This is a genomic window from Nonomuraea sp. B12E4 (genome assembly GCF_039871825.1).
Taxonomy (GTDB): Bacteria; Actinomycetota; Actinomycetes; order Streptosporangiales; family Streptosporangiaceae; genus Nonomuraea.
On record NZ_JBDPME010000012.1, the window covers coordinates 55,461 to 78,648 of the forward strand.

General features: G+C 71.1%; 20 protein-coding genes. 14 read left to right on the forward strand and 6 right to left on the reverse strand.

Features of this window, described 5'->3' with window-relative positions:
- Positions 1–3: 3 nt before the first annotated feature.
- Complete coding sequence (recA, locus tag ABGB18_RS26090) at positions 4–1,095, reverse strand: recombinase RecA (RefSeq protein ID WP_347698219.1); 1,092 nt, start codon at positions 1,093–1,095, stop codon at positions 4–6.
- 216 nt (positions 1,096–1,311) lie between these two features.
- The gene (locus ABGB18_RS26095; RefSeq protein ID WP_347698220.1) at positions 1,312–1,515 is read right to left on the reverse strand and encodes a hypothetical protein; all 204 of its coding nucleotides are present in this window, start codon (positions 1,513–1,515) and stop codon (positions 1,312–1,314) included.
- A 116-nt stretch (positions 1,516–1,631) separates the two neighbouring features.
- Here ABGB18_RS26095 and ABGB18_RS26100 point away from each other — a divergent pair, with 116 nt between their 5' ends.
- Positions 1,632–1,775: a hypothetical protein gene (locus tag ABGB18_RS26100; protein WP_347698221.1), complete on the forward strand. Its 144-nt coding sequence runs from the start codon at positions 1,632–1,634 to the stop codon at positions 1,773–1,775.
- A 217-nt stretch (positions 1,776–1,992) separates the two neighbouring features.
- The gene (locus ABGB18_RS26105) at positions 1,993–2,265 is read left to right on the forward strand and encodes a hypothetical protein (RefSeq protein WP_347698222.1); all 273 of its coding nucleotides are present in this window, start codon (positions 1,993–1,995) and stop codon (positions 2,263–2,265) included.
- A gap of 293 nt (positions 2,266–2,558) precedes the next feature.
- Here ABGB18_RS26105 and ABGB18_RS26110 read toward each other — a convergent pair whose 3' ends face one another.
- Together ABGB18_RS26110 and ABGB18_RS26115 are read right to left on the reverse strand one after the other, a co-directional pair.
- Positions 2,559–2,753: a DUF3046 domain-containing protein gene (locus ABGB18_RS26110; RefSeq protein WP_347698223.1), complete on the reverse strand. Its 195-nt coding sequence runs from the start codon at positions 2,751–2,753 to the stop codon at positions 2,559–2,561.
- A gap of 255 nt (positions 2,754–3,008) precedes the next feature.
- Positions 3,009–3,497 (reverse strand): VOC family protein, encoded by a 489-nt coding sequence (locus ABGB18_RS26115; protein WP_347698224.1) that lies wholly within the window; start codon positions 3,495–3,497, stop codon positions 3,009–3,011.
- A gap of 89 nt (positions 3,498–3,586) precedes the next feature.
- Between ABGB18_RS26115 and ABGB18_RS26120 the strand changes: the two genes are divergently transcribed.
- From ABGB18_RS26120 to ABGB18_RS26175, 12 genes are all read left to right on the forward strand, one after another.
- Entirely contained in the window at positions 3,587–8,374 is a 4,788-nt protein-coding gene (locus tag ABGB18_RS26120) for an ATP-dependent helicase (protein ID WP_347698225.1), read from the forward strand.
- Between the two features lie 167 nt (positions 8,375–8,541).
- Positions 8,542–9,219, forward strand: a complete 678-nt coding sequence (locus ABGB18_RS26125; RefSeq protein WP_347698226.1) for a GntR family transcriptional regulator — start codon at positions 8,542–8,544, stop codon at positions 9,217–9,219.
- Positions 9,220–9,309: 90 nt separating this feature from the next.
- The gene (locus ABGB18_RS26130) at positions 9,310–10,926 is read left to right on the forward strand and encodes an ABC transporter substrate-binding protein (protein WP_347698227.1); all 1,617 of its coding nucleotides are present in this window, start codon (positions 9,310–9,312) and stop codon (positions 10,924–10,926) included.
- A complete protein-coding gene (locus ABGB18_RS26135; protein ID WP_347698228.1) occupies positions 10,926–11,885 on the forward strand; it encodes an ABC transporter permease in 960 nt (319 codons plus the stop codon). Before ABGB18_RS26130 ends, ABGB18_RS26135 begins: the two co-directional genes overlap by 1 nt.
- Positions 11,878–12,747 (forward strand): ABC transporter permease, encoded by an 870-nt coding sequence (locus ABGB18_RS26140; protein WP_347698229.1) that lies wholly within the window; start codon positions 11,878–11,880, stop codon positions 12,745–12,747. Before ABGB18_RS26135 ends, ABGB18_RS26140 begins: the two co-directional genes overlap by 8 nt.
- On the forward strand, positions 12,744–13,709 hold the full coding sequence (locus tag ABGB18_RS26145; protein ID WP_347698230.1) for an ABC transporter ATP-binding protein: 966 nt from the start codon (positions 12,744–12,746) through the stop codon (positions 13,707–13,709). The genes ABGB18_RS26140 and ABGB18_RS26145 overlap by 4 nt, the downstream gene beginning before the upstream one ends.
- Positions 13,706–14,674, forward strand: coding sequence for an oligopeptide/dipeptide ABC transporter ATP-binding protein (locus tag ABGB18_RS26150; RefSeq protein ID WP_347698231.1), 969 nt, complete (start codon positions 13,706–13,708; stop codon positions 14,672–14,674). Before ABGB18_RS26145 ends, ABGB18_RS26150 begins: the two co-directional genes overlap by 4 nt.
- 10 nt (positions 14,675–14,684) lie before the next feature.
- The gene (locus ABGB18_RS26155) at positions 14,685–16,541 is read left to right on the forward strand and encodes a gamma-glutamyltransferase family protein (protein WP_347698232.1); all 1,857 of its coding nucleotides are present in this window, start codon (positions 14,685–14,687) and stop codon (positions 16,539–16,541) included.
- Positions 16,538–17,284 carry a sulfite exporter TauE/SafE family protein gene (locus ABGB18_RS26160; RefSeq protein WP_347698233.1) on the forward strand — a complete coding sequence of 249 codons (747 nt, stop codon included), beginning with the start codon at positions 16,538–16,540 and terminating at the stop codon, positions 17,282–17,284. Before ABGB18_RS26155 ends, ABGB18_RS26160 begins: the two co-directional genes overlap by 4 nt.
- Before the next feature lie 438 nt (positions 17,285–17,722).
- Entirely contained in the window at positions 17,723–18,820 is a 1,098-nt protein-coding gene (locus tag ABGB18_RS26165) for a hypothetical protein (RefSeq protein WP_347698234.1), read from the forward strand.
- Between the two features lie 23 nt (positions 18,821–18,843).
- Positions 18,844–19,653: a hypothetical protein gene (locus tag ABGB18_RS26170; protein WP_347698235.1), complete on the forward strand. Its 810-nt coding sequence runs from the start codon at positions 18,844–18,846 to the stop codon at positions 19,651–19,653.
- Entirely contained in the window at positions 19,650–21,167 is a 1,518-nt protein-coding gene (locus tag ABGB18_RS26175; protein ID WP_347698236.1) for an NADH-ubiquinone oxidoreductase-F iron-sulfur binding region domain-containing protein, read from the forward strand. The genes ABGB18_RS26170 and ABGB18_RS26175 overlap by 4 nt, the downstream gene beginning before the upstream one ends.
- Before the next feature lie 170 nt (positions 21,168–21,337).
- On the opposite strand, the gene ABGB18_RS26180 is transcribed toward ABGB18_RS26175, so the two are convergent.
- Together ABGB18_RS26180 and ABGB18_RS26185 are read right to left on the reverse strand one after the other, a co-directional pair.
- On the reverse strand, positions 21,338–22,423 hold the full coding sequence (locus ABGB18_RS26180) for a glutamate--cysteine ligase (RefSeq protein ID WP_347698237.1): 1,086 nt from the start codon (positions 22,421–22,423) through the stop codon (positions 21,338–21,340).
- A 90-nt stretch (positions 22,424–22,513) separates the two neighbouring features.
- Positions 22,514–23,176, reverse strand: a complete 663-nt coding sequence (locus ABGB18_RS26185; protein WP_347698238.1) for a M15 family metallopeptidase — start codon at positions 23,174–23,176, stop codon at positions 22,514–22,516.
- Positions 23,177–23,188: the final 12 nt, after the last annotated feature.

The window sequence follows — 23,188 nt, forward strand, 5'->3', positions numbered from 1 at the left end:
CGATCAGACGTCACCCGGCTTCGGCGTGGACTTCGAGGCGCGGCCGGTGGGGGCTGCGGCCGGAGCCGGGGCCGGAGGGGCTTCGGAGGGAGCGTCGAGGCGCGGGCCCACGCCCAGCTTGTCCTTGATCTTCTTCTCGATCTCGTTGGCCATGTCGGGGTGGTTGCGCAGGAAGTTGCGGGCGTTTTCCTTGCCCTGGCCGAGCTGGTCGCCCTCGTACGTGTACCAAGCGCCGGACTTGCGGACGAAGCCGTGCTCCACGCCCATGTCGATGAGGCCGCCCTCGCGGGAGATGCCCACCCCGTAGAGGATGTCGAAGTCGGCGACCCGGAACGGCGGGGCCATCTTGTTCTTGACGACCTTGATCCTGGTGCGGTTGCCGACCGCCTCCGTGCCGTCCTTGAGCGTCTCGATGCGGCGGATGTCCATACGGACCGAGGCGTAGAACTTGAGCGCCTTACCACCGGTCGTGGTCTCGGGGCTGCCGAACATGACGCCGATCTTCTCGCGGAGCTGGTTGATGAAGATGGCGGTGGTGCCGGTGCTGCTGAGGGCTCCGGCGATCTTGCGCAGGGCCTGGGACATGAGGCGAGCCTGGAGACCGACGTGGCTGTCGCCCATCTCGCCCTCGATCTCGGCCTTGGGCACGAGCGCGGCCACCGAGTCGATGACGATGATGTCGACGGCGCCGGACCTGATCAGCATGTCGGCGATCTCGAGCGCCTGCTCGCCCGTGTCGGGCTGGGAGACCAGCAGGGCGTCGGTGTCCACCCCCAGCTTCTTGGCGTATTCGGGGTCGAGCGCGTGCTCGGCGTCCACGAAGGCCGCGATGCCGCCGGCCCGCTGGGCGTTGGCCACCGCGTGCAGGGCGATCGTGGTCTTACCCGAGGACTCCGGGCCGTAGATCTCGACGATGCGGCCGCGCGGCAGCCCGCCGATGCCGAGGGCCACGTCAAGGGAGATCGACCCGGTGGGGATCACCTCGATGGGGGCTCGGGCGTCGTCGCCCAGTCTCATGACGGAGCCCTTGCCGAACTGCCGCTCGATCTGAGCGAGCGCGGTCTCGAGGGCCTTCTCGCGGTCGTTGATTGCCATGGGAGCTCCCCCTGGAGGGTTGTGGTCCGATCAGTCGAGTGAAAGCTACGGCCTGCCACTGACATTTTCAGCAACAGTCGAGGAAGACGTGGCCTGGCGAACTCCATCCTAGCCGAACGGCTGTTCGATCACAGGAGGAACACGCAGCAACCCACGTCCCGTCCGGAACTGCCGTCCGGGCCGTCGGAGGCCGGCAGTCGGCCGGTGGTGCCGGCCTCAGGAGTAGAAGCCGCGGCCGTATTCGTCCCGGCTCAGCTTGAAGTCGCCTGGACGGTCTCCGCGGAGTTCCTCGTACCGCTGCGCGAAGACATCGAGTGCCTGGTGAAGCGTGCAGCCGAGCGTTTCGCGGATTGTCCCGAGCGCGGAGATGATCCGTTGCGCCAGGATGTCGCGATCTACGCTCTCGGGCAGCTGCTCCATGAGGCGTGAGCCTATCCGGCGCGGGTGAGCAACCTTCAGTGGCGAACGGTCAAGGTCCGCTGTCACAGAACAGAATGGTCCCGCATCCGGGCAGCGGCCCTCCAAACGCTGGGTCCGTGCCAACACCCAGCGCACCGGATCCACCACACACGTTCGCCTGCCCCTCGTGCGCTCTGAACATGGATCGCGACGTCAACGCCGTGCGCGACCTTGCCGCGCTGGTGGAGCGGCAGGTCGCCGGGAGTGGCTCGGAGACGTGAAACGGACGTGGAGCCGACCGTGAGACCCCGCTGGGCGGGGCTGGTGGCGGTGAAGCGTCAACCCCGCTCCGGGATGCCGGGCAAGACGAAACCTTCGTCCGGTGATGGGCGAATCACTCAGAACAGTCGAACCTCGGTGAACGGTTGGCGCCTGCGTGTTGTCGCGCGCGATGAGCTGGGGAGACTCTCTGGAAGGGCCAGGCTTGGAGGCGGCGACGTGGCTAGCGGCTACACCGGGGAACGGCGCGCCCATCTGGAGGCACTCGCCGAGTTGCTGCCCGCTCAGGGCCTGGTGAGCCGCATGGTCGGCGGTGACGATCCGGTGTTGTGGGTGTGGCATCCCCGCACCGGCCGCCAGACGATCATCTTCGCCACGCCGACGCACAACGGGTGGCTCTTCCTGTGGTCGCCGGGCGGCCAGGGCAGGGCGGACGACCTGGAGCACGCGGCCGCCGCACTGCGGCAGACCCTCGACATGGCACAGGCCTAGCCCAGGCCGGGCGAGACGGCCCTCACCGCATCGAGACAGCGCTCACTGCACGACCACTGCGTGACCGCCGCATGATCGCCGCATGACGTGGGCTCACGGCAAGGTCACGCGGGGTTCGACGTAGGTCAGGTGAGGACTCTCGATCGGGTTAGGGGTTCGGCGCAGATCAGGTGAGCGCCCCCGATCGGGTAGGGGTTCGGCGCAGGTCAGATGAGGGCCCTCGAATGGGTGGGGCTGTACGAGGCGGCTCTCGGCATGGAGGGGAGGGCCGGTTGGGGATGGATGTCGCGGGTCTATCGCAGCTTGGGTGAGACGTCCTCGACCTGGCAGACGGCTCGCCAGACGGTCTTGGCGCTCTCCCCGTCGGCCAGCGCCTGCACGACCGTCCGCCCATCCAGCGGGGCGATCACATAGTCGCGGGCCCACGACTCGGCGTACGTCTCGCCGAAATGGGCGTTCATCCGTCTCCAGAACTCCGTCAGGCGCATGAACTCAAGTATGGAATCACCGCAGGTGTGGGTAAGACATCCCCATGCCAAAGACCCACAAGTCTTCACCCCCGAAAACAGCCAGAACGAAGGCCAACAGGGCCAAGCGCCGCCGGTTACTGCATGAGCTGCGGCTCTCCGTACAGCAGGAGAAGGCGGAGCGGGCGGAACGGCACGCGACGATCAGGCAGGCGCCCCGTACGGGCAAACCGCGGACGCGGCGGGCGTCGCGGCGTTAGGTGGCGTTGAGCAGCGTCACAGCACCCGCGAGCCGTACATCTCACCGAGATGGTCGGCGAGCAGCTCCAGCCGGGCGCCGTCGGGGTCCCTGAAGTAGATGGAGGCGCCGCTTTCTATTTGGTGCGGCACGCCGGCCATCTCCAGCTTCCCGCGCAACCGCTCCCAGGTGGCGGGATCCACGGAGATCGCCACATGGTGCAGCCCGCCCAGCACTTCCTGGTATGGCCCCATATCGAGCCCCGGGAAGTCGAAGAACGCCAGCAGGTTTCCGTTGCCGATGTCGAAGAAGAAGTGATTCGAGCCCTTGTAGTCGCGGTTCTCGATGATCTCCGTCAGCGGAAACTCCAGAAGCTCCTGGTAGAACCTGATGGTACGCTCCACGTTCGAGGAGAGCAGGGCCATGTGATGCAGGCCCCGCGCGCTGCTGGACGGACGGTGCTGTAACACGTAACGCTGCTTGAGGTCGGCTCGGCGAACCTCGATGGCCGCATAGTCAATGGTCACGGTCGCTGTATGTCCGCCCAGGCCCCGGCTCAATCGCCCGCCACCGGGCCAATGCGCTTTCTGTCGGTGCCGCGAGGCAATATGTGCTGGTGAGCTCGCTAGACCACTTCACCCAGGTGACCAGGCAATGGTTCTCCGGAGCCTTCCAAGCGCCCACGGCCGCCCAGGAGGGGGCGTGGGAGTCGATCGCGCGCGGCGACAACACCCTGGTGGTCGCGCCCACCGGGTCGGGCAAGACGCTGGCGGCGTTCCTGTGGTCGCTCGACCGGCTGGCGGCGGAGTCCGCCGGAGATGGTGGGCGACCCCCTGAAGACGGGCGGCGGCCTGCCGGGAGGCGGTCCGCTCGCGGGGAGCCCGCCGGGGACGAGCGCAAGGGGACGCGGGTGCTCTACGTGTCGCCGCTCAAGGCCCTGGCGGTCGACGTCGAGCGTAACCTGCGGGCGCCGCTGGCCGGGCTCAAGCAGACGGCGCGCCGGCTCGGGCAGCCGGTGCCGGAGATCTCGGTGGCGATCCGGTCCGGTGACACGCCGGCCGAGGACCGCAGGCGGTTCGCGGCCAAACCGTCCGACATTTTGATCACCACGCCCGAGTCGCTGTTCCTGCTGCTCACCAGCCAGGCACGGGAGGCGCTGCGGAGCGTGGAGACGGTGATCGTGGACGAGGTGCACGCGGTCGCGGCCACCAAGCGCGGCGCTCACCTGGCGCTCAGCCTGGAGCGGCTCGACGCGCTGCTCGACCGGCCCGCCCAGCGGATCGGGTTGTCGGCGACCGTGCGTCCGGTGAGCGAGGTGGCGGCGTTCCTGGGCGGGCTCCGACCGGCCACCGTGGTGCAACCGCCGTCGGACAAGCAGATCGAGGTCGAGGTCGTCGTGCCCGTGGAGGACATGGCGGAGCTGGACGGCAGGCGGCCGGGGGAAGACGGTGAGGAGACCGCGAGCCGGTCGATCTGGCCGCATGTCGAGGACCGGCTGTTCGACCTGATCGGGCAGCACAGCTCGACGATCGTCTTCGCCAACTCGCGGCGGCTGGCCGAGCGGCTGTGCACCCGGCTCAACGAGCTGGCCTACGGCCGGGAGCTGAGTCAAGAGGCCGTCGATCCGTCCATCTGGGAGACGCCCCAGGAGGGGGCGGGTCCGCCCGGGCGGATGCCCGCCGAGATGATGGCCCAGGCCGGCGTCGCCAAGGGCGTCGTCACCGAGATCGTGCGAGCCCACCACGGCTCGGTCTCCAAGGAGGAGCGGGCGCAGATCGAGGAGGCGCTCAAATCGGGTCGCCTGCCCGCCGTGGTCGCCACCTCCAGCCTGGAGCTGGGCATCGACATGGGCGCGGTCGACCTGGTCGCGTGCGTGGAGGCGCCGCCGAGCGTGGCCAGCGGGCTGCAGCGCATCGGCCGGGCCGGCCACCAGGTCGGGGCGGTGTCCAAGGGTGTGATCTTCCCGAAATACCGCGGTGACCTGGTGCAGACGACCGTGGTGGCCGAGCGCATGAAGAGCGGGCAGATCGAGGAGTTGCGCTACCCGCGTAACCCGCTCGACGTGCTGGCCCAGCAGATCGTGGCGATGACCGCGCTGGAGGAGTGGACGGTCGACGAGTTGGAGGCGGTGATCAAGCGCGCCGCCCCCTACGCCACGCTGCCGCGGAGCGCGCTGGAGGCCACGCTCGACATGCTGGCCGGCCGCTATCCGAGCGAGGAGTTCGCCGAGCTGCGCCCGCGCATCGTATGGGACCGGGTGACGGGCACCCTCCAGGGGCGCCCGGGCGCGCAGCGGCTGGCGGTGACCAACGGCGGCACCATCCCCGACCGCGGCCTGTTCGGCGTGTTCCTGGTGGGCGAGCGGGCCTCCAGGGTGGGCGAGCTGGATGAGGAGATGGTCTACGAGTCGCGCGTGGGCGACGTGTTCGTGCTGGGCGCGACGTCCTGGCGGATCGAGGACATCACCGCCGACCGGGTGCTGGTGTCCCCCGCGCCCGGCCAGCCGGGCAAGCTGCCGTTCTGGCACGGCGACGCGCCAGGCCGCCCCGCCGAGCTGGGCCGGGCGATCGGGCGGTTCCTGCGCGAGCAGGCCAAGCAGGGCTCGACGGAGCGGATGCGGGAGGCGGGGCTGGACGAGTTCGCCGCCGGCAACCTGCTGGCCTACCTCGACGAGCAACGCCAGGCCACCGGCTACGTCCCCGACGACCGCACCCTCCTCATCGAACGTTTCCACGACGAGCTCGGCGACTGGCGCGTCGTCATCCACTCCCCGTACGGCGCGCGGGTGCACGCCCCCTGGGCGCTGGCGATCAACCGCCGGCTGCGCGAGCGCTACGGCATCGACGTGCAGGCCGTGCACTCCGACGACGGCATCGTGTTGCGCATCCCCGACACGCTGGCCGAGCCGCCGACCGACGTGGCCGCGTTCGACGCCGAGGAGATCGAACAGATCGTCACCGAGGAGCTGGGCGGGTCGGCCATGTTCGCCTCTCGGTTCAGGGAGTGCGCGGGGCGGGCGCTGCTGCTGCCACGCCGCACGCCGGGCCGGCGCAGCCCGCTGTGGCAGCAGCGGCAGCGGGCCGCCCACCTGCTGGGGGTGGCCTCACAATACGCCTCGTTCCCGATCGTGCTGGAGACGATGCGCGAGTGCCTGCAGGACGTGTTCGACGTGCCGGGGCTGGTGCGGCTCATGCGGGACATCGCCGCGCGCCGGGTGCGGCTGGTCGAGGTGGAGACGTCGCAGGCCTCGCCGTTCGCGGCCTCCCTGCTGTTCCACTACATCGGCGCGTTCATGTACGAAGGCGACGCGCCCCTGGCCGAACGCCGCGCGCAGGCGCTGGCCCTGGACACCCGGCTGCTGGCCGAGCTGCTCGGCCAGGCCGACCTGCGCGAGCTGCTCGACCCCGACGTGATCGCAGACAGCGAACGCGAGCTGGCCCGGCTCGACCGGCCGCTGCGCGATCTGGAGGACCTCGCCGACCTCCTGCGCTCGCACGGACCGCTGCCGGCGCTCGACGTGAGCGTTCGCGGCGGCGACCCGGCCTGGCTGGAGCAGCTCGAACGCGCCCGGCGGGCGATCCGCGTTCGCATCGCGGGCGAGGAGCAGTGGACCGCGATCGAGGACGCGGCGCGGATGCGTGACGCGCTGGGGGTGCCGCTGCCGGTCGGGGTGCCGCACGCGTTCCTGGAGCCGGTGCCGGACCCGCTGGCCGACCTGGTGGCGCGGCACGCGCGTACGCGCGGTCCCTTCCACGCCGGCACGGCCGCCGCCAGATACGGTCTCGGCGTGGCCGTCGTGACGGACGCGTTGCGGCGGCTGGCGGGGGCCGGGCGGGTCGTGAGCGGGGAGTTCCGGCCCGGGGGCCGGGGTGAGGAGTGGTGTGACGCCGGGGTGCTGCGGATGCTGCGCCGCCGGTCGCTGGCCCGGTTGCGGAAGGAGGTCGAGCCGGTCGCACCGGAGACGCTGGCGCTGTTCCTGCCCGCCTGGCACGGCATCACCAGCATGGGCCAGGGCTCAGGAGGCTCCGGTGGTGGCGGTCTTGGTTCGGCAAGCTCCGGTGGGACGGGCCCTGGGGCGGTCGGTTCCGGTGGGGCGGGGCGGGCCATGGACGCGCTCGTTCATTCCATCGAGCTGCTTCAAGGGGCCGCCGTGCCCGCGTCGGCGCTGGAGACGCTGGTGCTGCCGTCGCGGGTGCCCGGTTACCATCCGGCGCTGCTGGACGAGCTGACCTCGTCGGGCGAGGTCATGTGGGTGGGGCAGGGGTCGTTGCCGGGAGGCGACGGGTGGGTGTCGCTCTACTTCGCCGACACCGCGCCGCTGCTGCTGCCCGAGCCGGGCGAGATCACGATGACGCCCGTGCACGAGCGGGTGCTGGAGCTGCTCGGCGGGGGCGGCGCGCTGTTCTTCCGGGGCATCTCCGACCAGCTCGGGTCGCTGGACGACGCGGCGCTGGTGGCGGCGTTGTGGGATCTGGTGTGGTCTGGGCGGGTTTCGGGTGACACGCTCGCGCCGCTGCGGGCGACGCTCGGCACCGGGCGTCCCGCGCACCGGCCCGCCACGACGCGGCGCCGGCGGGCGGTGCTGCCGAGCCGGAGCGGGCCGCCCACCGTGGCCGGGCGATGGTGGTTGCTGCCTCCGCCCGCGGCCGATCCGACCCAGCGGGCTCACGCGCAGGCCGAGGTCCTGCTCGAACGGCACGGGGTCGTGACCCGGGGGGCGGTGACCTCGGAGCGGTTGCCCGGCGGGTTCACGCCCGTCTACCAGGTGCTGCGGGCCTACGAGGAGAGTGGGCGCTGCCGCCGGGGCTACTTCGTCGAGGGCCTCGGGGGCGCGCAGTTCGCGCTGCCGGGGGCGGTCGACCGGATGCGTGCCATGGCCCCCAGCATCGCCCCGACGGGCAGCGGCGACACCTCGGGAGAGGCGTCGGGTGAGGGCTTCGGGCTGGTCCAGGAGGGTGTGCCCGGGCGACGTGGCGGGCTCGGGCAGGCCGCTGGGGCGGGATCCGGGACCTTCGGCCGGGTCGGTGACCGTGGCGGGCGGCGGGCCGTGGTGCTGGCGGCGGCGGATCCGGCCAACCCGTACGGCGCCGCGCTGCCCTGGCCGCAGCATCCCGGCGACGTCGGGCACAAGCCTGGCAGGAAGGCCGGATCGCTGGTCGTGCTCGTCGATGGTCATCTGGTGCTCTACGTCGAACGCGGTGGTAAGACGCTGCTGTCGTTCGCCGACGACGAGCGGTTGCAGCCTGCCGTGGACGCGCTGGCCCTGGCCGTACGTGACGGGGCGCTCGGAAAGCTGACCGTGGAGCGGGCCGACGGGGCGTCGATCATCGAGTCGCCACTGGCGGCGGCCCTGGAGGCGGCCGGATTCCACCCGACACCCCGCGGCCTGCGCCTGCGCGCCTGATGCCCCGGCCGCCCCACGGCCCTCGGGCCGCTCGCGGTGCTGCCGACGGTGGCGTTCACCGTGCCGGCCGGCGGGTCCCTGGCCGCCGGCGATGTGCACGGGGGGCCTGACGCTACGCGCGGGCGAGGCAGCGGGAGAAGAAACAGCCTGTATACGATTAGTCCGATATGACGGATCTTACGCTGGGCGCGACCCACCGGACCTTACGCGACGAGGTCACCAGGGAGTTGCGGCGCCGCATCCTGTCCGGCGAGCTCGTTCAGGGGACCCGGCTGGTCGAGGACCGGCTGGCCACCGCCCTCGGCGTGTCGCGTAACCCCGTACGCGAGTCCATCAGGGTGCTGGCCGCCGAGGGGTTCGTCCAGGTCGTCCCCCGGCTCGGCGCCACGGTCGCCACCCTGTCCATCGAGGAGGGCGAGGAGCTCTTCGACGTACGCATGGCGATCGAGGGCCTCGCCGCCCGGCTGGCGGCCCGCAAGCGCTCCCCCGAGTCCGCCCTGCGGCTGCGGCAGCTCCTGGACCAGGCCAGGGAGGCGGTGGACAGCGGCCGCCTGGAGGAGGTGGCCGAGTTCAACACCGCCTTCCACCTGGCCGTGGGCGAGGCGGCCGGCAACTCCTACCTCAGCCTGATGATGCAGCCGATGCTGCAGCGCGCCCAGTGGATCTTCAGCCAGACGGCCGCCGCTCGCGGCGCGCACTCCTGGACCGAGCACCTGAGCCTGTGCGAGGCCATCGTCGCAGGTGACGAGGATGAGGCCCAGGCCAGGGCGGTCGCACACGTGGCCGCGGCCAGGCGGTCCTTCCTGGCCGCGGTGGGGCGTACAGTGAAACACCCGAACGATTAGAAAACGCTCAGATAACAACACAGTGCCATGAAACACCAGTGAAATGTCAGGTCTTGTATACAGTCTCCTAAACCATTCATCGGAGGCCCCATGAGACCGTCCCCCAGGCTCGTCGCGGCGCTCGCCGCTCTCCCCCTTGCCTTGGCGGCTTGCGGCGGAGGCGGGACGAGCAGCACCCCGGCCGCCCCTCCCTCCATAGCCGACGCCTCGGCCGACAACCGGCCGGTCAAGGCGGGCGGCACGCTCAACGTCGCCCTCAACGCCGACCCCGACGCGCTCGACCCGAGCAGCGCGACCACGCTGGTGGGCCGCGAGGTGTTCGCGAGCATGTGCGAGAAGCTCTACGACATCGACTCCAAAGCCGCGCTCATCCCGCAGCTCGCCTCGGCCCTGCCCGAGGTGTCCGGCGACGGCAAGGAGGTGACGATCAAGCTGCGCGAGGGCGTGAAGTTCAACGACGGCACGCCGTTCGACGCCGAGGCGGTCAAGAAGTCGCTGGACCGGCACCGCACGTGGGAGAAGTCCGCGCGCCAGGCCGACCTGGCCGCGGTGTCCAAGGTCACCGTGGTCGACCCCGCGACGGTGAAGCTCACGCTGACGCAGGCGTTCACGCCGCTGACCGCCCAGCTCGCCGACCGCGCCGGAATGATCATGTCGCCCAAGGCGCTGGACTCCGAGGGTGACAACTTCGGCGCCAACCCGGTGTGTGTCGGGCCGTTCAAGTTCGTCAGCCGCACGTCCGGCAGCGAGATCGTGCTCGACAAGGCCCCGGACTACTACGACGCGGCCAAGGTCAAGCTGGACAAGCTGGTATACAAGATCATCGTCGACCCCAACGTACGCGCGGCGAACCTGAAGTCCGGCGACGTGCAGGTGGCCGACCAGCTCGCCACGACCACGGTCAAGGGCGTGCAGTCCGACCCCAACCTGTCCGTCGTGTCCGGCGGCGGCCTGGGCTACTACGGCCTGACGATCAACACCGGCAACGCCAACGGCTCCACCGAGGAGCCCGGCAAGGTCGACACGCCGCTGGCCAAGAGCCCCGAGCTGCGCCAGGCGTTCGAGCTGGCCCTCGACCTCGACGCGATCAACAAGGCCGTATACAACGGCCTCTACGAGCCGGACTGCTGGCCGGTGCCGATGAACAGCCCCTTCCGTGCCGCGGACCTGCAGTGCCCCAAGCGGGACGTGGCCAAGGCCAAGCAGCTCGTGCAGGCCTCCGGCGTGCCGACGCCGATCCCGGTGACGCTCACCAGCCCCAACGACGCCACCAACATCCGCCTGGCGCAGGTCATCCAGCAGATGACCAAGGAGGCGGGCTTCGACGTCAAGGTGCAGACCATGGAGTTCGTCAGCGCGCTTGAGCAGGGCAAAGCCGGCAAGTTCGACACGCTGCTGAACGGCTGGTCGGGCCGGGTCGACCAGGACGGCAACCTGACCAACATGATCACCAGCAAGGGCAGCAACAACTACAGTGGCATGTCCGACCCCGGCATCGACGACCCGATCAAGCAGGCCGCCGCCGAGAGCGACCAGGCCAAGCGGACCGAGCTCTACGCCAGTGCGATGAAGAAGGCCGCCGAGGTGAAGGGCGTCATCTACCTGTACCACAACAAGTACTACCTGGGCATGCAGAAGAACGTGGCCGGCGTCCAGTACTTCGAGGATGGCCTGCCGCGCTTCGTCACCGCCGGATTCGCGGCATAATGCTCTGGTTCATCCTTCGACGCTGCGGCTCCGCAGTGATCGTGTTGTTCCTGGGCAGCATCCTGATCTTTCTCGGGATCAGGGCGCTGCCCGGCGACCCGGCCGTGGTCATGGCGGGTCAGGAGGCCTCGCCCGCCGTGGTCGAGGCCATCAGGCACGAGTTCGGCCTGGACAAGCCGCTGCCCGCCCAGTATCTCGACTACGTCACCCAGACCCTCACCGGCAACTTCGGCCGTTCGACGCAGGACCAGCTCCCGGTGATCGACATCATCGCCCAGCGCCTGCCCGTGACGCTGGAGCTGTCGGCCCTGGCCATGCTGATCGCGATCGTCATCGGCGTGGGCGCGGGCATCGTGGCGGCCATCCGGCGCGGCAGGTTCGCCGACTACGTGGCCACCGGCTTCGGCCTGGCCGGGCTGTCGGTGCCGCACTTCTGGCTGGGCCTGCTGGGCATCCTGCTGTTCGCGGTCACCTGGCGGGTCCTGCCCGCCTCCGGGTACGTCCCCTTCACCGAGGACCCCGGCCAGAACCTGCAGCGCATGATCCTGCCCGCCCTCGTGCTCGGCGCCGGCTTCGCGGCCATCCTGATGCGGCAGACCCGCTCGGCCATGCTGGGTGCGCTGTCGGCCGACTATGTCAGGACCGCCAGGTCCAAGGGCCTGTCCGAGGTCAAGGTCGTGGGCGCGCACGCGCTGCGCAACAGCCTGACGACCGTGATCACGGTGCTCGGCCTGCAGCTCGGCGCACTGATCAGCGGCGCCGTGGTGACGGAGCAGATCTTCGTCATCCCGGGGTTCGGCAAGCTGACCGTGGACGCCGTGCTGACCAGGAACTATCCCGTCATCCAGGCCGTGGTGCTGGTCACGGTCGTCGGCTACGTGGTGGTCAACCTGCTGGTCGACATCGCGTACGCGCTGCTCAACCCCCGGATCCGGCTCTCGGGAGCCCGCCATGACTGAGACCCTCGCCGTTCCCGTGCCCATGTCCGCCCGGCGCGGCCGGATGTGGCGGCGCTTCCGGCGGCGGCCGATGCCGATGGCCGGGCTGGTGCTGGTGGTCGCGTTCCTGCTGCTGGCGCTGATCGGCCCGCTGGTGACCGGCGACCCCGCCCAGCAGGACTACCTGGCCACGCTCGCGCCCCCGTCGGGCGCCCACCCGATGGGCACCGACGATCTGGGCCGGGACGCGTTCGCCAGGATCGCGCACGGCGCCCAGGTCTCCCTCCAGGCCGGCGTGCTCTCCATGCTGCTGGCGATGGTCGTGGGCATCCCGATCGGCCTGGTCGCCGGGTTCTACCGGCGCTGGCTGGACCCGATCGTGATGCGCCTGGTGGACGTGACGCTGGCGTTCCCGTTCCTGGTGTTCGCGGTGGGCCTGGCGGCCATCATCGGCCCCTCGCTCAAGGGCGTGGTGATCGCGCTGGGCTTCTCCCAGCTCCCCGCCATCATCCGGATCACCCGCGGCGAGGTGCTGGCGATCAGGGAGATGGACTACGTGGCCGCGGCCGTCGCCGACGGCGCGGGCGACGGCCACATCATCTTCCGGTACGTGCTCCCGAACTGCGCCAGCCCTCTCATCGTGCAGGCCACGGTGGCGATCCCGACGGCCATCATCGGCGAGTCCACGCTGTCGTTCCTGGGCCTGGGCGTGCAGCCGCCGACACCGTCGTGGGGCGTGATGCTGACGACCGCGCAGCAGTACCTCGGCGACGCGCCCTGGCTGGCCATCTGGCCCGGACTGATGATCGCCCTGGCCACGCTCGGCTTCAACCTGCTCGGCGACGGGCTGCGCGACGTTCTCGACCCGAGGAGCGGCCGATGAGCCTGCTGGAGATCAGCGACCTGACCGTCGACTTCGACACCGAGGACGGTCTGGTGCAGGCGGTCAGGGACATCTCGCTCACCCTGGACGAGGGCGAGATCCTGGCGCTGTGCGGCGAGTCGGGCTGCGGCAAGTCGGTCACCGCGATGTCGGTGCCCCGGCTGCTGCCGCCCGGCACGACCCGCCTGTCGGGGTCGGTGAAGCTGGACGGCCGGGAGCTGACCACGCTGCCCGAGCCGGCGATGCGGCAGGTACGCGGCAAGGACGTGTCCGTCGTCTTCCAGGAGCCGATGACCTCGCTCAACCCGTCGTTCACCGTCGGCTACCAGATCGCCGAGGTGCTGCGCCGGCACGAGCGCCTGTCGCGCCAGGCGGCCGGCAGGCGCGCCGTCGAACTGCTGGAGCTGGTCGGCATCCCGGCGCCACAGCGCCGCATGAAGGAATATCCGCACCAGCTCTCCGGCGGCATGCGGCAGCGCGTGATGATCGCCATCGCCGTGGCCTGCTCGCCCCGGGTGCTGATCGCCGACGAGCCCACCACGGCGCTCGACGTGACGATCCAGGCGGGCGTGCTGGACGTGTTCCGCGACCTGCGTGACCGGCTCGGCACGGCGATCATCCTGATCACGCACGACCTGGGCGTGGTGGCCGACATCGCCGACCGGGCCGTGGTCATGTACGCGGGCCGCGCCGTCGAGCAGGCCCCGGTGACCGAGTTGTTCGCGCGCCCGCGGCACCCGTACACACTGGGTCTGATGAACGCCCTGCCCTCCGCCGCCGTGAACGGCCGGCTGGCCGAGATCCCCGGCATGGTGCCCTCGCCGCTGTCGGACCCGGACGAGTGCGCCTTCCAGGCCCGCTGCCCGCGCGCCCAGGCGGACTGCCGCCTGTCCAGGCCCCCGCTCGAACGGCACGCGCCGGAGCACCTCGCCGCCTGCTTCCACCCCGGAGGGAAGTCGTGATCCTGCGCATCGACAACCTGGTCAAGCACTACGGCCCGGTACGCGCCGTGGACGGCCTGTCGCTGGAGATCGGCCAGGGCGAGGTGCTCGGCCTGGTGGGCGAGTCCGGCAGCGGCAAGTCCACGGTCGGCAAGTGCGTGCTGCGGCTGACCGAGCCCACGTCCGGCGGCATCGAGCTGGACGGGCGCGACATCACCCACCTGTCGCGCCGGGCCATGCGCCCGCTGCGCCGCGACGTCCACATGGTGTTCCAGGACCCCTACTCCTCGCTCAACCCGCGCTTCACGATCGGGCAGATCGTCGGCGAGCCGCTGCTGCGGCACAAGGTGGCCGACCGGCGCACGGTCTCCGAGCGCGTGTCGGCGATGCTGGAGAAGGTCGGGCTGCGCCAGGAGATGCGCTCGCGCTTCCCGCACGAGCTGTCCGGCGGGCAGCGGCAGCGGGTGGGGCTGGCCAGGGCCCTGATCCTGGAGCCCCGGCTGGTCGTGGCCGACGAGCCCGTCTCGGCGCTCGACGTGTCGGTGCAGGCCTCGGTGCTCAACCTGATCACCGACCTGCAGCGGGACATGGGGTTCTCGTGCCTGTTCATCACGCATGACCTGTCGGTCGTGGAGTTCCTGGCCGACCGGGTCGCCGTCATGTACCTGGGCAAGATCGTCGAGTCGGGGCCGACGGCCGAGATCTTCGCCGAGCCGCGGCATCCGTACACGCAGGCCCTGCTGTCGGCGGCGCCGGTGGCCGATCCCGTTCAGCAGCGGGAGCGGCGCAGGATCGTGCTCGGCGGTGACGTGCCAAGCCCGATCGACCCGCCCGCCGGGTGCCGCTTCCACACGCGGTGCCCGCTGGCGTACGACGCCTGCCGGACCGAAGAGCCGCCCCTGCACGACCCACGTGGCGGCGGCCATCCGGCCGCGTGCCACCTGGTAACGGCGGACCGCGTCCCCGACGCGGCCGCGAACCGGTAAAGGAGAGATTTTGTTCACCACCAGGCCCGAGCTGTCGGGCGACTTCGGCATGGTCGCCAGCACACACTGGCTGGCCTCGGCCACCGGCATGAGCGTGCTGGAACGCGGCGGCAACGCCTTCGACGCGGCGGTGGCGGCCGGATTCGTGCTGCAGGTCGCCGAGCCGCATCTGAACGGCCCCGGCGGCGAGGTGCCGATCCTGCTCTGGAGCGAGGCCGAGCAGAAGGTTTCCGTCGTGTGCGGTCAGGGCGTGGCCCCGGCCGCGGCCACCATCGAACGGTTCACCGACGAGCTGGGCCTCGACATCGTGCCCGGCACCGGCCTGCTGGCGGCGACCGTGCCGGGCGCGTTCGGCGGCTGGATGCTCATGCTGGAGCGCTGGGGCACGTGGAAGCTGGCCGACGTGCTGGCGCCCGTGATCCACTACGCCGAGCACGGCGTGCCGGCGCTGGAGCGGGTCTCGGCCACGATCGAGTCCGTCGAAGGGCTGTTCAAGGAGGACTGGCCCACGTCGGCGGCGACCTGGCTGCCGGGCGGCCGCGTGCCCGAGCCCGGCTCGAAGCTCGCCAATCCGGTGCTGGCCGCCACCTACCGCCGGCTGGTCGCCGAGGCCGAGGCCGCGTCGAGCACCCGCGAGGGGCAACTCGCCGCCGCCAGGAAGGCCTGGTACGAGGGCTTCGTCGCCGAGGCCATCGCCGAGTTCAGCGCGAAGACGGCCTGGCGCGACAGCTCCGGCGAGGTGCACGGCGGCCTGCTCACCGGCGACGATCTGGCCGGCTGGTCGGCCACGGTCGAGGAGCCGGTGACCTTCGACTACCACGGGCACACCGTGGCCAAGACCGGGCCCTGGGGCCAGGGGCCCACGTTCCTGCAGCAGCTCGCGCTGCTGGCGGGCTACGACCTGGAGGCGATGGGCCACCTCAGCGCCGACTACATCCACACCGTGACCGAGGCCGCCAAGCTCGCCTTCGCCGACCGCGAAGCCTGGTACGGCGACACCGACGTCCCCATGTCCGACCTGCTCGACCCGGCCTACAACGCCGAGCGGCGGCGGCTGATCGGCGCGGAGGCCAGCTTCGAGCTGCGCCCCGGCGCCCCCGGCGGCCGCACGCCCCGGCTGCCCGACTTCCCCGAGCCCGGCACGGCCAGCGACGCCCCGGGCATCTCGGGCGGGCGCCGTGCCCCGCAGGGCGTCGGCGAGCCCACAGTGGGCAGGAACACGGGGGGCACGAACGCGGGGGGCAGGAACACCGGCGAGCAGGTGGTCTCCCCCGACGGGCGGGTGAAGGGCGACACCTGCCACCTCGACGTGGTGGACCGGCACGGCAACATGGTCTCCGCCACCCCCAGCGGCGGCTGGCTGCAGAGCTCGCCCACCGTCCCCGAGCTGGGCTTCTGCCTGGGCACCCGGGGGCAGATGTTCTGGCTGCAGGAGGGCGTGGCCGGCGCCCTGCGTCCGGGCACCCGCCCGCGTACCACGCTGTCGCCGTCGTTCGCGCTCAGGGACGGCAAGCCGTGGCTGGCGTTCGGCACCCCGGGCGGCGACCAGCAGGACCAGTGGAGCCCCAACTTCTTCCTGGCCGTCGTGCACGGCAAGCTGAACCTCCAGGAAGCCATCGACGCTCCCATGTTCCACACCGAGCACTTCCCCAGTTCGTTCTTCCCGCGCGGCTCCCGTCCCGGTGTCCTGCACGTCGAGGACCGGGTGGACCCGGGCGTGCTGGCCGAGCTGCGCCGGCGCGGCCACGAGGTCGAGGTCCAGGGCTCCTGGACGCTCGGCAGGCTCAGCGCGGTGGCCCGTGACGGCGCCTTCCTCAAGGCCGCCGCCAACCCGCGCGGCGCACAGGGGTACGCGGTCGGACGATGACCCTCGCCGACCTCTTCTTCCTGGTAGGGGCCGGTCTGCTGGCCGGGGTGGTCAACGCCCTGGCCGGCGGCGGCACGCTCATTTCCTTCCCCGCCCTGGTGGCGCTCGGATATCCCAGCCTGACCGCGTCCGTGACGAACGCGGTCGCGCTGTGGCCCGGCTACCTGGGTGGCGTGCTCGGCTACCGGGCCGAGCTGCGCGGCCAGCGGCGCCGCGCGACGGTGTTGTCCCTCACGGCCGTGCTCGGGGCCGCCGTGGGGAGCGCGGTACTGCTGGTCACACCCAGCAGGTTGTTCGAGTCGCTGGTGCCGTGGCTGGTGGCCTTCGCCAGCCTGGCGTTGCTGGCCCAGCCGTGGCTGCGCCGCCGATTCGGCGGTGAGGCCGACAAGCCGACCAGCAAGCTGGTCTACGCCGGGGTGTTCCTCGGCGGGTGCTACGGCGCCTACTTCAACGGCGGCATGGGCGTGCTGCTGCTGACCGTGCTCGGCATGTTCCTGCACGACAACCTGCACCGCGTCAACGCCGTACGGGCCATGCTGTCGCTGGTCATCAGCTCGGTGTCGGTCGTCGCCTTCTCCCTGTTCGGTCCCGTGCAGTGGCAGGCGGTGGCGGTCGTCGCGCCGGCCAGCCTGGCGGGTGGCTTCCTCGGCACCCGCCTGGCCCGGCTGATGCCCCCGGCGGTGCTGCGTGGCGTCGTCGTCACGTTCGGCCTGGGGGTGGCCGCCGCGCTGGCACTGCACTAGCCCTGACCAGGATCGCACCAGGGCCGCGCGATCCACCCGGCCGCGCGTCCGGGGACGGGGCGGGATCCTGGCCGTCGGGGTCAGGATCCCGCCCCGTCCATACGGATCAGGGCAGGGGAGGCGTCACTACCACCGGCCGAGGAGGTATGACACGATTTCGCCCTCTGTACCGTGATGCAGCTGATAGCCTCACCCGCGGGCGCGGCAGCATTGATCGTTCGTCTGGACACGCCCGCCCAAGCTGTTTCGGCCAAGCCTTGTGCGGCCCCGCGCCGTGGCTCGGACGGCACCCTGCGGTGCCGTCGGTGGTGGGTCAGGCCAGGGCCTGTTCGTCGGTGTGGATCTTCTGAAGGGACGTGGCTATATGCAGCGACTGGCTGTGGCATCCGCCTCTGGCGAGGCCGCCGCGCCCCAGGTTCCCCACGGCCCGAGGCGTTGATGGCGCGACCGGCCTCCGGTCGCCGCGGGATGATGCCGCTGGCGAGACTGATCGGGCGCCTCGGCGGCCTCACGGCCGTTCTCGTCGGTCTCACGCTGTGCGCCATCGTTCAGCAGGAAGTCACCGGCCGGCCGATGGCCCAGTCGGCGACGCAGCGGAGTGCGGCGGCCGTCCAGTCCCATCCGGCCGCGCGGGTCTCCGGGCCGCCCGGCACCACACCGCTCATAGATCAGGTCCAGGCCACCGTCACCGATCAGTGGGCCGAGCTGGTGCACAGTGCCTTCGGGGTCGAGAAGGTGCCCCAGCCGGACGTGCATCTGATCTGGGTCGACCAGGCCGGTGGCTGGGCGTTCGGGACGTGTGCTGTGCCGCCGCCTCCCGACGTGGACGCCATGCCGCAGGTGTCGCTGTTCGTCGCCCGGCGGACCGACGAGACGTGGCGGATCGGGCTCGCGGGTACCGAGGACTTCGGCCGGCTCCTGCGGGACGCACCCGAGGCCGTGATCCCGGCGGAGCAGCGACCGCTGCTGGAGCAGTACGGCACGGCAAAGAGCGGGAACCCCCCCAAGGGACTGGTGCTCCCCTGGCACGCGGGCCAGTCGTGGACGGTGCAGTCCCTGGCCAACACATCCGGGTTGCGTTTCGCGGGAGGCGACGGCCGGGTCCTCGCGTCGGGCCCGGGCCGGGTCTACCGGCTCTGCGCGCACTCACCGGGCCGGGGCATGCTCCTGCTGATCCACCCCAACGGGACGGCCACCGAGTACTACCAGGTGACCGACCTCACCCGGGTGAAAGACGGCGCGTCCGTCAGGCGGGGCGAATACCTGGGGCAGGTCAGCACCGACCGCCCCTGCGGCGGCCCATCGGCCCAGGGCCCGGCGGCAGCAAGCTTCACCCTACTCAGCGGGGATGGCGCCGTCTCGCTCGACGGCGTCGAGATCGGCGGCTGGACCCTGCATACCGACGGGGGCAGCTTCTACGCCGACCGGTCGGGGATGCGCGTCGAGTCCGGCAATCCGCTGCTCAACTTCGGGACGGACCCCGGCCGTTCCTCGGCCCCGCGCCCTCCGGCCGCGCCCGCACCGCGATCCTCCTGACCAAGCCGCCCAGGAAGACTCACATGAAGCATCGAGAGCTGAGCAGGCAGGTCGCCCGCGCCGGCCCCCGCCGGTGGAAGGTCCTGCGGGCCGTACTGCTCTGCGTCATCCTGGCCGCGGTCCTGGCCGGCGGTGCCACCGACCGGGGCTCCGCCGTAGTGATCCTCTCGAGGGACTTCCTGGAGTTCTACTCCGGTGTCTTCGCGCTGGTGGGGCTCTCGGCGGTGGTCGTGGCCGGGCTGGCGGCCTCCGGCCGGTTCACCCCCGTACGACTGCGCATCCTGGCCCAGTCGGGGCACCGGGCCCTCGCTGTGATGTCGATGAGCTTCCTGGTCGTGCACGTGCTGCTGAAGGTGTTAGAGCAGCACGCGACGATGCTCGACGTCATCGTGCCCTTCATGGGCGGCCAGGAACGCGCTCGCTGGATCGGCCTCGGCACGATCGCCGCCGAAATGATGGTCCTGGTCCACGTCGGCGGGGTGGCCCGCAGCAGGTTCATCGGCAGGGGGCGTCCCTGGGCCTGGAGGGTGCTGCACCTCATCGCCTACCTCTGCTGGCCGGTCGCGATCGTGCACGGCCTCAACGCCGGCCGCGCGCCCAAGGACTGGGTGACGCTCAGCTACGTCGCCTGCCTCGCGCTGGTCGCCGTCGCGGCGCTCATCAGGTTCGTGTTGTGGCTGCGCGGGCGCGGCAAGGTCCGCCGGCAGGCAGGTCGGGTCACAGCCCGCACCACCCGGCACGTGTCGGGCATCGGAGCCCACGGCATCCCTGACGAGGAGTTCTGGGCAGAGCTGAAGCACGAGGCGCAGTTATGGACGGGGAGCCACAGGTGAGCGATGTCCTCGAGGTAGTCACCATGGGGCCGGGCCGGCTCTTCCACGGCATGGCCGACCTGCCGCGCCTCGACCTGGCCGCCCACAGCCGATATCACCCGCCGTTACCCCGGCTCTCGCTGCGCGAGCTGGTCGCGCTGGCGGAGGAAGTCGACCTTCGCGGCCGGGGAGGCGCGGCCTTTCCCTTCGCCCGCAAGCTCAAAGCGGTCACCGAGTCGGCTGTCCGCGGGGACACCCAGCCGGTGGTTCTGGTCAACGCGACCGAGGGCGAGCCGGCCAGCGCCAAGGACAAGGCGCTCCTCATGCGGGTGCCGCACCTGGTGCTCGGCGGGGCTGTGCTCACCGCCCGCGCGCTGGACGCCCGGGAGATCGTCATCGGCGTGACCGACGGCGGGGAGGCCGAGCGCTCGCTGCTGAGCGCGGTCGAGGAAGCGGGCAGCGTCGCCGCCGTGAGAGTCGTCCACCTGCCGGAGCGGTTCATCACCGGAGAGGGCGGGGCCCTGGTCCGCGGGGTCAACGGGGAGACGCCGATCCCGCCCGGTCGGAAGGTCAGGGCTGCGCAGAGCGGGGTCGACGGCCTGCCGACCCTGCTGTCCAACGCGGAGACGTTCGCCCAGCTTGCCATGCTGGCCGAGCTCGGAGCCTCGAGTTACCGAGCCGTCGGGACCTCTGCCGAACCCGGCACGGTCCTGCTCACCGTGACGGGGCCCGGCCGCCGGCGCACGGTCGTGGAGACCCCGGCCGGCACCCCGCTTTCGGCGGTGCTCCAGCGCTGCGGGGTGGGCGCGGGCCAGGGCGTGATGGTCGGGGGGTACCACGGGGCGTGGCTCGCCCCTGAACGGGTCGCCGCGGTCGCCGTTTCCCGGCAGTCCATGTCCGACGCGGGCGCCGCGCTCGGCGCCGGGATCATCGTTCCTTTGGAGGAGGGGACGTGCCCGCTGGGAGAGGTGGCTCGGGTAGCCGACTACCTGGCGAGCGAGTCCGCGGGGCAGTGCGGGCCCTGTCACATGGGGCTGCCCGCCATCGCCCGATCCTTCTCCTCCCTGGCCGCGGGCCACGCCGGCGCCGAGGCGCTGGCCGCGATCAGGCAGGGCAGCGGGATCGTCCGTGGCAGGGGAGCCTGCCATCATCCCGATGGAACCACCAGGTTCCTGCTCTCGGCACTCGACGTCTTCAGCGACGACGTCGCCGTCCACGCCGCGAAGGGTGGCTGCGGCCGGCCTGTACGGGGGCTCCTGCCGGTGCCGGACGAGGAGTCCCAGGGCTCCGGGGTGCGACTGACCGTGGACTGGTCCCGGTGCGCCGGCCACGGCCTGTGCGGCCATCTCGTACCCGAGGTCGTACAACTCGACATGTTCGGATATCCGGTGGTCAGCGAGAGAGAATTGCCCGCGCGGCTCCTGGGAGACGCGCTGCGAGCCGCCGACATGTGCCCGGCACTCGCCATCGGGCTCAGCAGGTCGCCCGCTGCCGCGGCGCCGGTCGGCTCCGCACGGCGGGCTCATCGCTCCTGAGCATCGCCGTCGAGTCTCTCTTCACACTCAGACGTGACCGGTCCGGGCAACAGCGCCCCTCAGGGGGTACCGTCGTCGGCCCCCCTGGCGGACCGGTCAGGTCAGTTGTTACCAGCCCCGCGAGCGCGGTCGGCGACTCGCGGTCGAGCAGATCGGCAGTGCAGGGGCAGTCAGGCCACGGTCGCCTCGATGAGGTCGTCGACCACTTCGGCCAGGTCGTTGCCCCGGGCGTGGACCCGGCGCTGGCGCATGGCCCCTGAGCCCCTGTCCAGCAGCCGGTCCAGACCCTCCTCGATGAAGGTCAGGTCGCCCGCCTCCGCGAGCGCGGGGCGTACGTGCTCCAGGAGGCGGCGCGCCATCATCGGGGCGGGCACGAGCGTGCCGTGCCGCACGTCCATGCTGTCGCCCAGCAGCCCATCGCGGGCGGCGCGCCAGTAGGCGGCGCGCAGCACCTCCGTCGGAACCGGCAGGCCCCGGTCACCGCGCCTGACGGCGGCCAGGGCCGTCACGACGAGCGCGCGGATGAGCCCGATCAGGGTGAGGCTGTCGCTCACGTCGAGCGGCACGTCTGCCACCCTGACCTCCACCGTGGGCAGCCGGGACGACGGGCGGGCGTCCCAGTAGACGGTCTTGGCGTCCATCAGGGCGCCGGACTCGGCCAGCGCGCGCAGCGCCATCTCGTAGTCGCCGAACGACGGGAAGTAGGGTGGCGCGCCGGAGACCGGCCAGCGGCCCCAGCTGATCACCCGCCAGGACGCGTATCCGGTGTCGCGCCCCACGAAGAACGGCGAGTTGGCGGCCAGCGCGATCAGCGTGGGCAGCCAGGGCCGCAGGTGGTTGCCGACGTAGACGGCGTGCTCCTCGTCGGGCACGTCCACGTGCACGTGCAGGGCGCAGATGCTGATCTCGTCCTGTAACGCGCGGTAGAGCACCCGGCCCTGTAAGTAGCGGATGTCGTCGGTGAGCGGCGGTGACGTGACGTTGCCCAGTACGGGGATGCCGCTGGCGACGACGGCCAGCCCGCACGACCGGGCCGCGGCCGCGACCTCCTTCCTGGCCAGGCGCAGTTGCGAGCCCAGCTCACTGAGATCGGCGGAGGGCGGCGTGCGGGCCTCCACCTGGAATCTGGTGATTTCTTGCACCACGTCCAGCACATCCGTCGCCGCGGCCAGAACCTCGGCGGCGCGGGGGACGACATGGCGGGTGCGGGGATCGACTACGAGGTATTCCTCTTCGATCCCGATCAACGGAATCATGCGCACACCTCGCTGGGGGAGTCCACGAGCCTCCGTAGGAGGTTTGTGCCCGTACCACGCCCGCCGGAAAACCCTCCAGACAGTGGGTTGTCAACCGGTGAACTCCACCGGCCCGTAGTGGGCGTGCGGGGAGCGGGTGGACATGGCCCAGTAGCGGTCGCCGTAGGACCAGTGCCACCACTCGGTCGGGTAGTTGACCAGGCCGGCGGGCTCCAGGACGGCGGCGAGCAGGTCGCGGTGCTCGCGGGCCGCGGCCGGGATGCCGGGGGCGGCCGTGTAGCAGGCGCCGCCGCTCTCCTCCGGGTTGTCGTTGACCTGGGTGCCCATGTCGTATTCGGTGCCGTCGGGGGCGCACAGGGTCAGGTCCACGGCCGCGCCGGCGGTGTGCGGGGCGACCTCGACCGGGGACACGTACTGACTTGCCGCGATATATGACTCGTCGGGCGACATTTCGGGGAAAGTGGTGCGGAGTTCCGCCCGATACTCGTCGAAGATGCGGCGTTGCACGGCGATCGGGCGGTAGCCCTCGACGATCAGCAGGTGGTAGCCCGCGGGCAGCCGGCGCTCCGCGGCCAGTAACCGGTCGAGCAGTCCCGAGCGCAGGTGCGCGTACGCGCCCGCGTCGTCGGCCAGGCGCTTGTCCACACGCAAACTCCCGCGTACGTCGGCCAGTGGCTCGCCGGATTCGATCACGGGGATGGAGGTCACACGGGAGTCGGAGATGAGCACGACATCGTCGGGGGTCTGCCACATGGGCAGTGATTC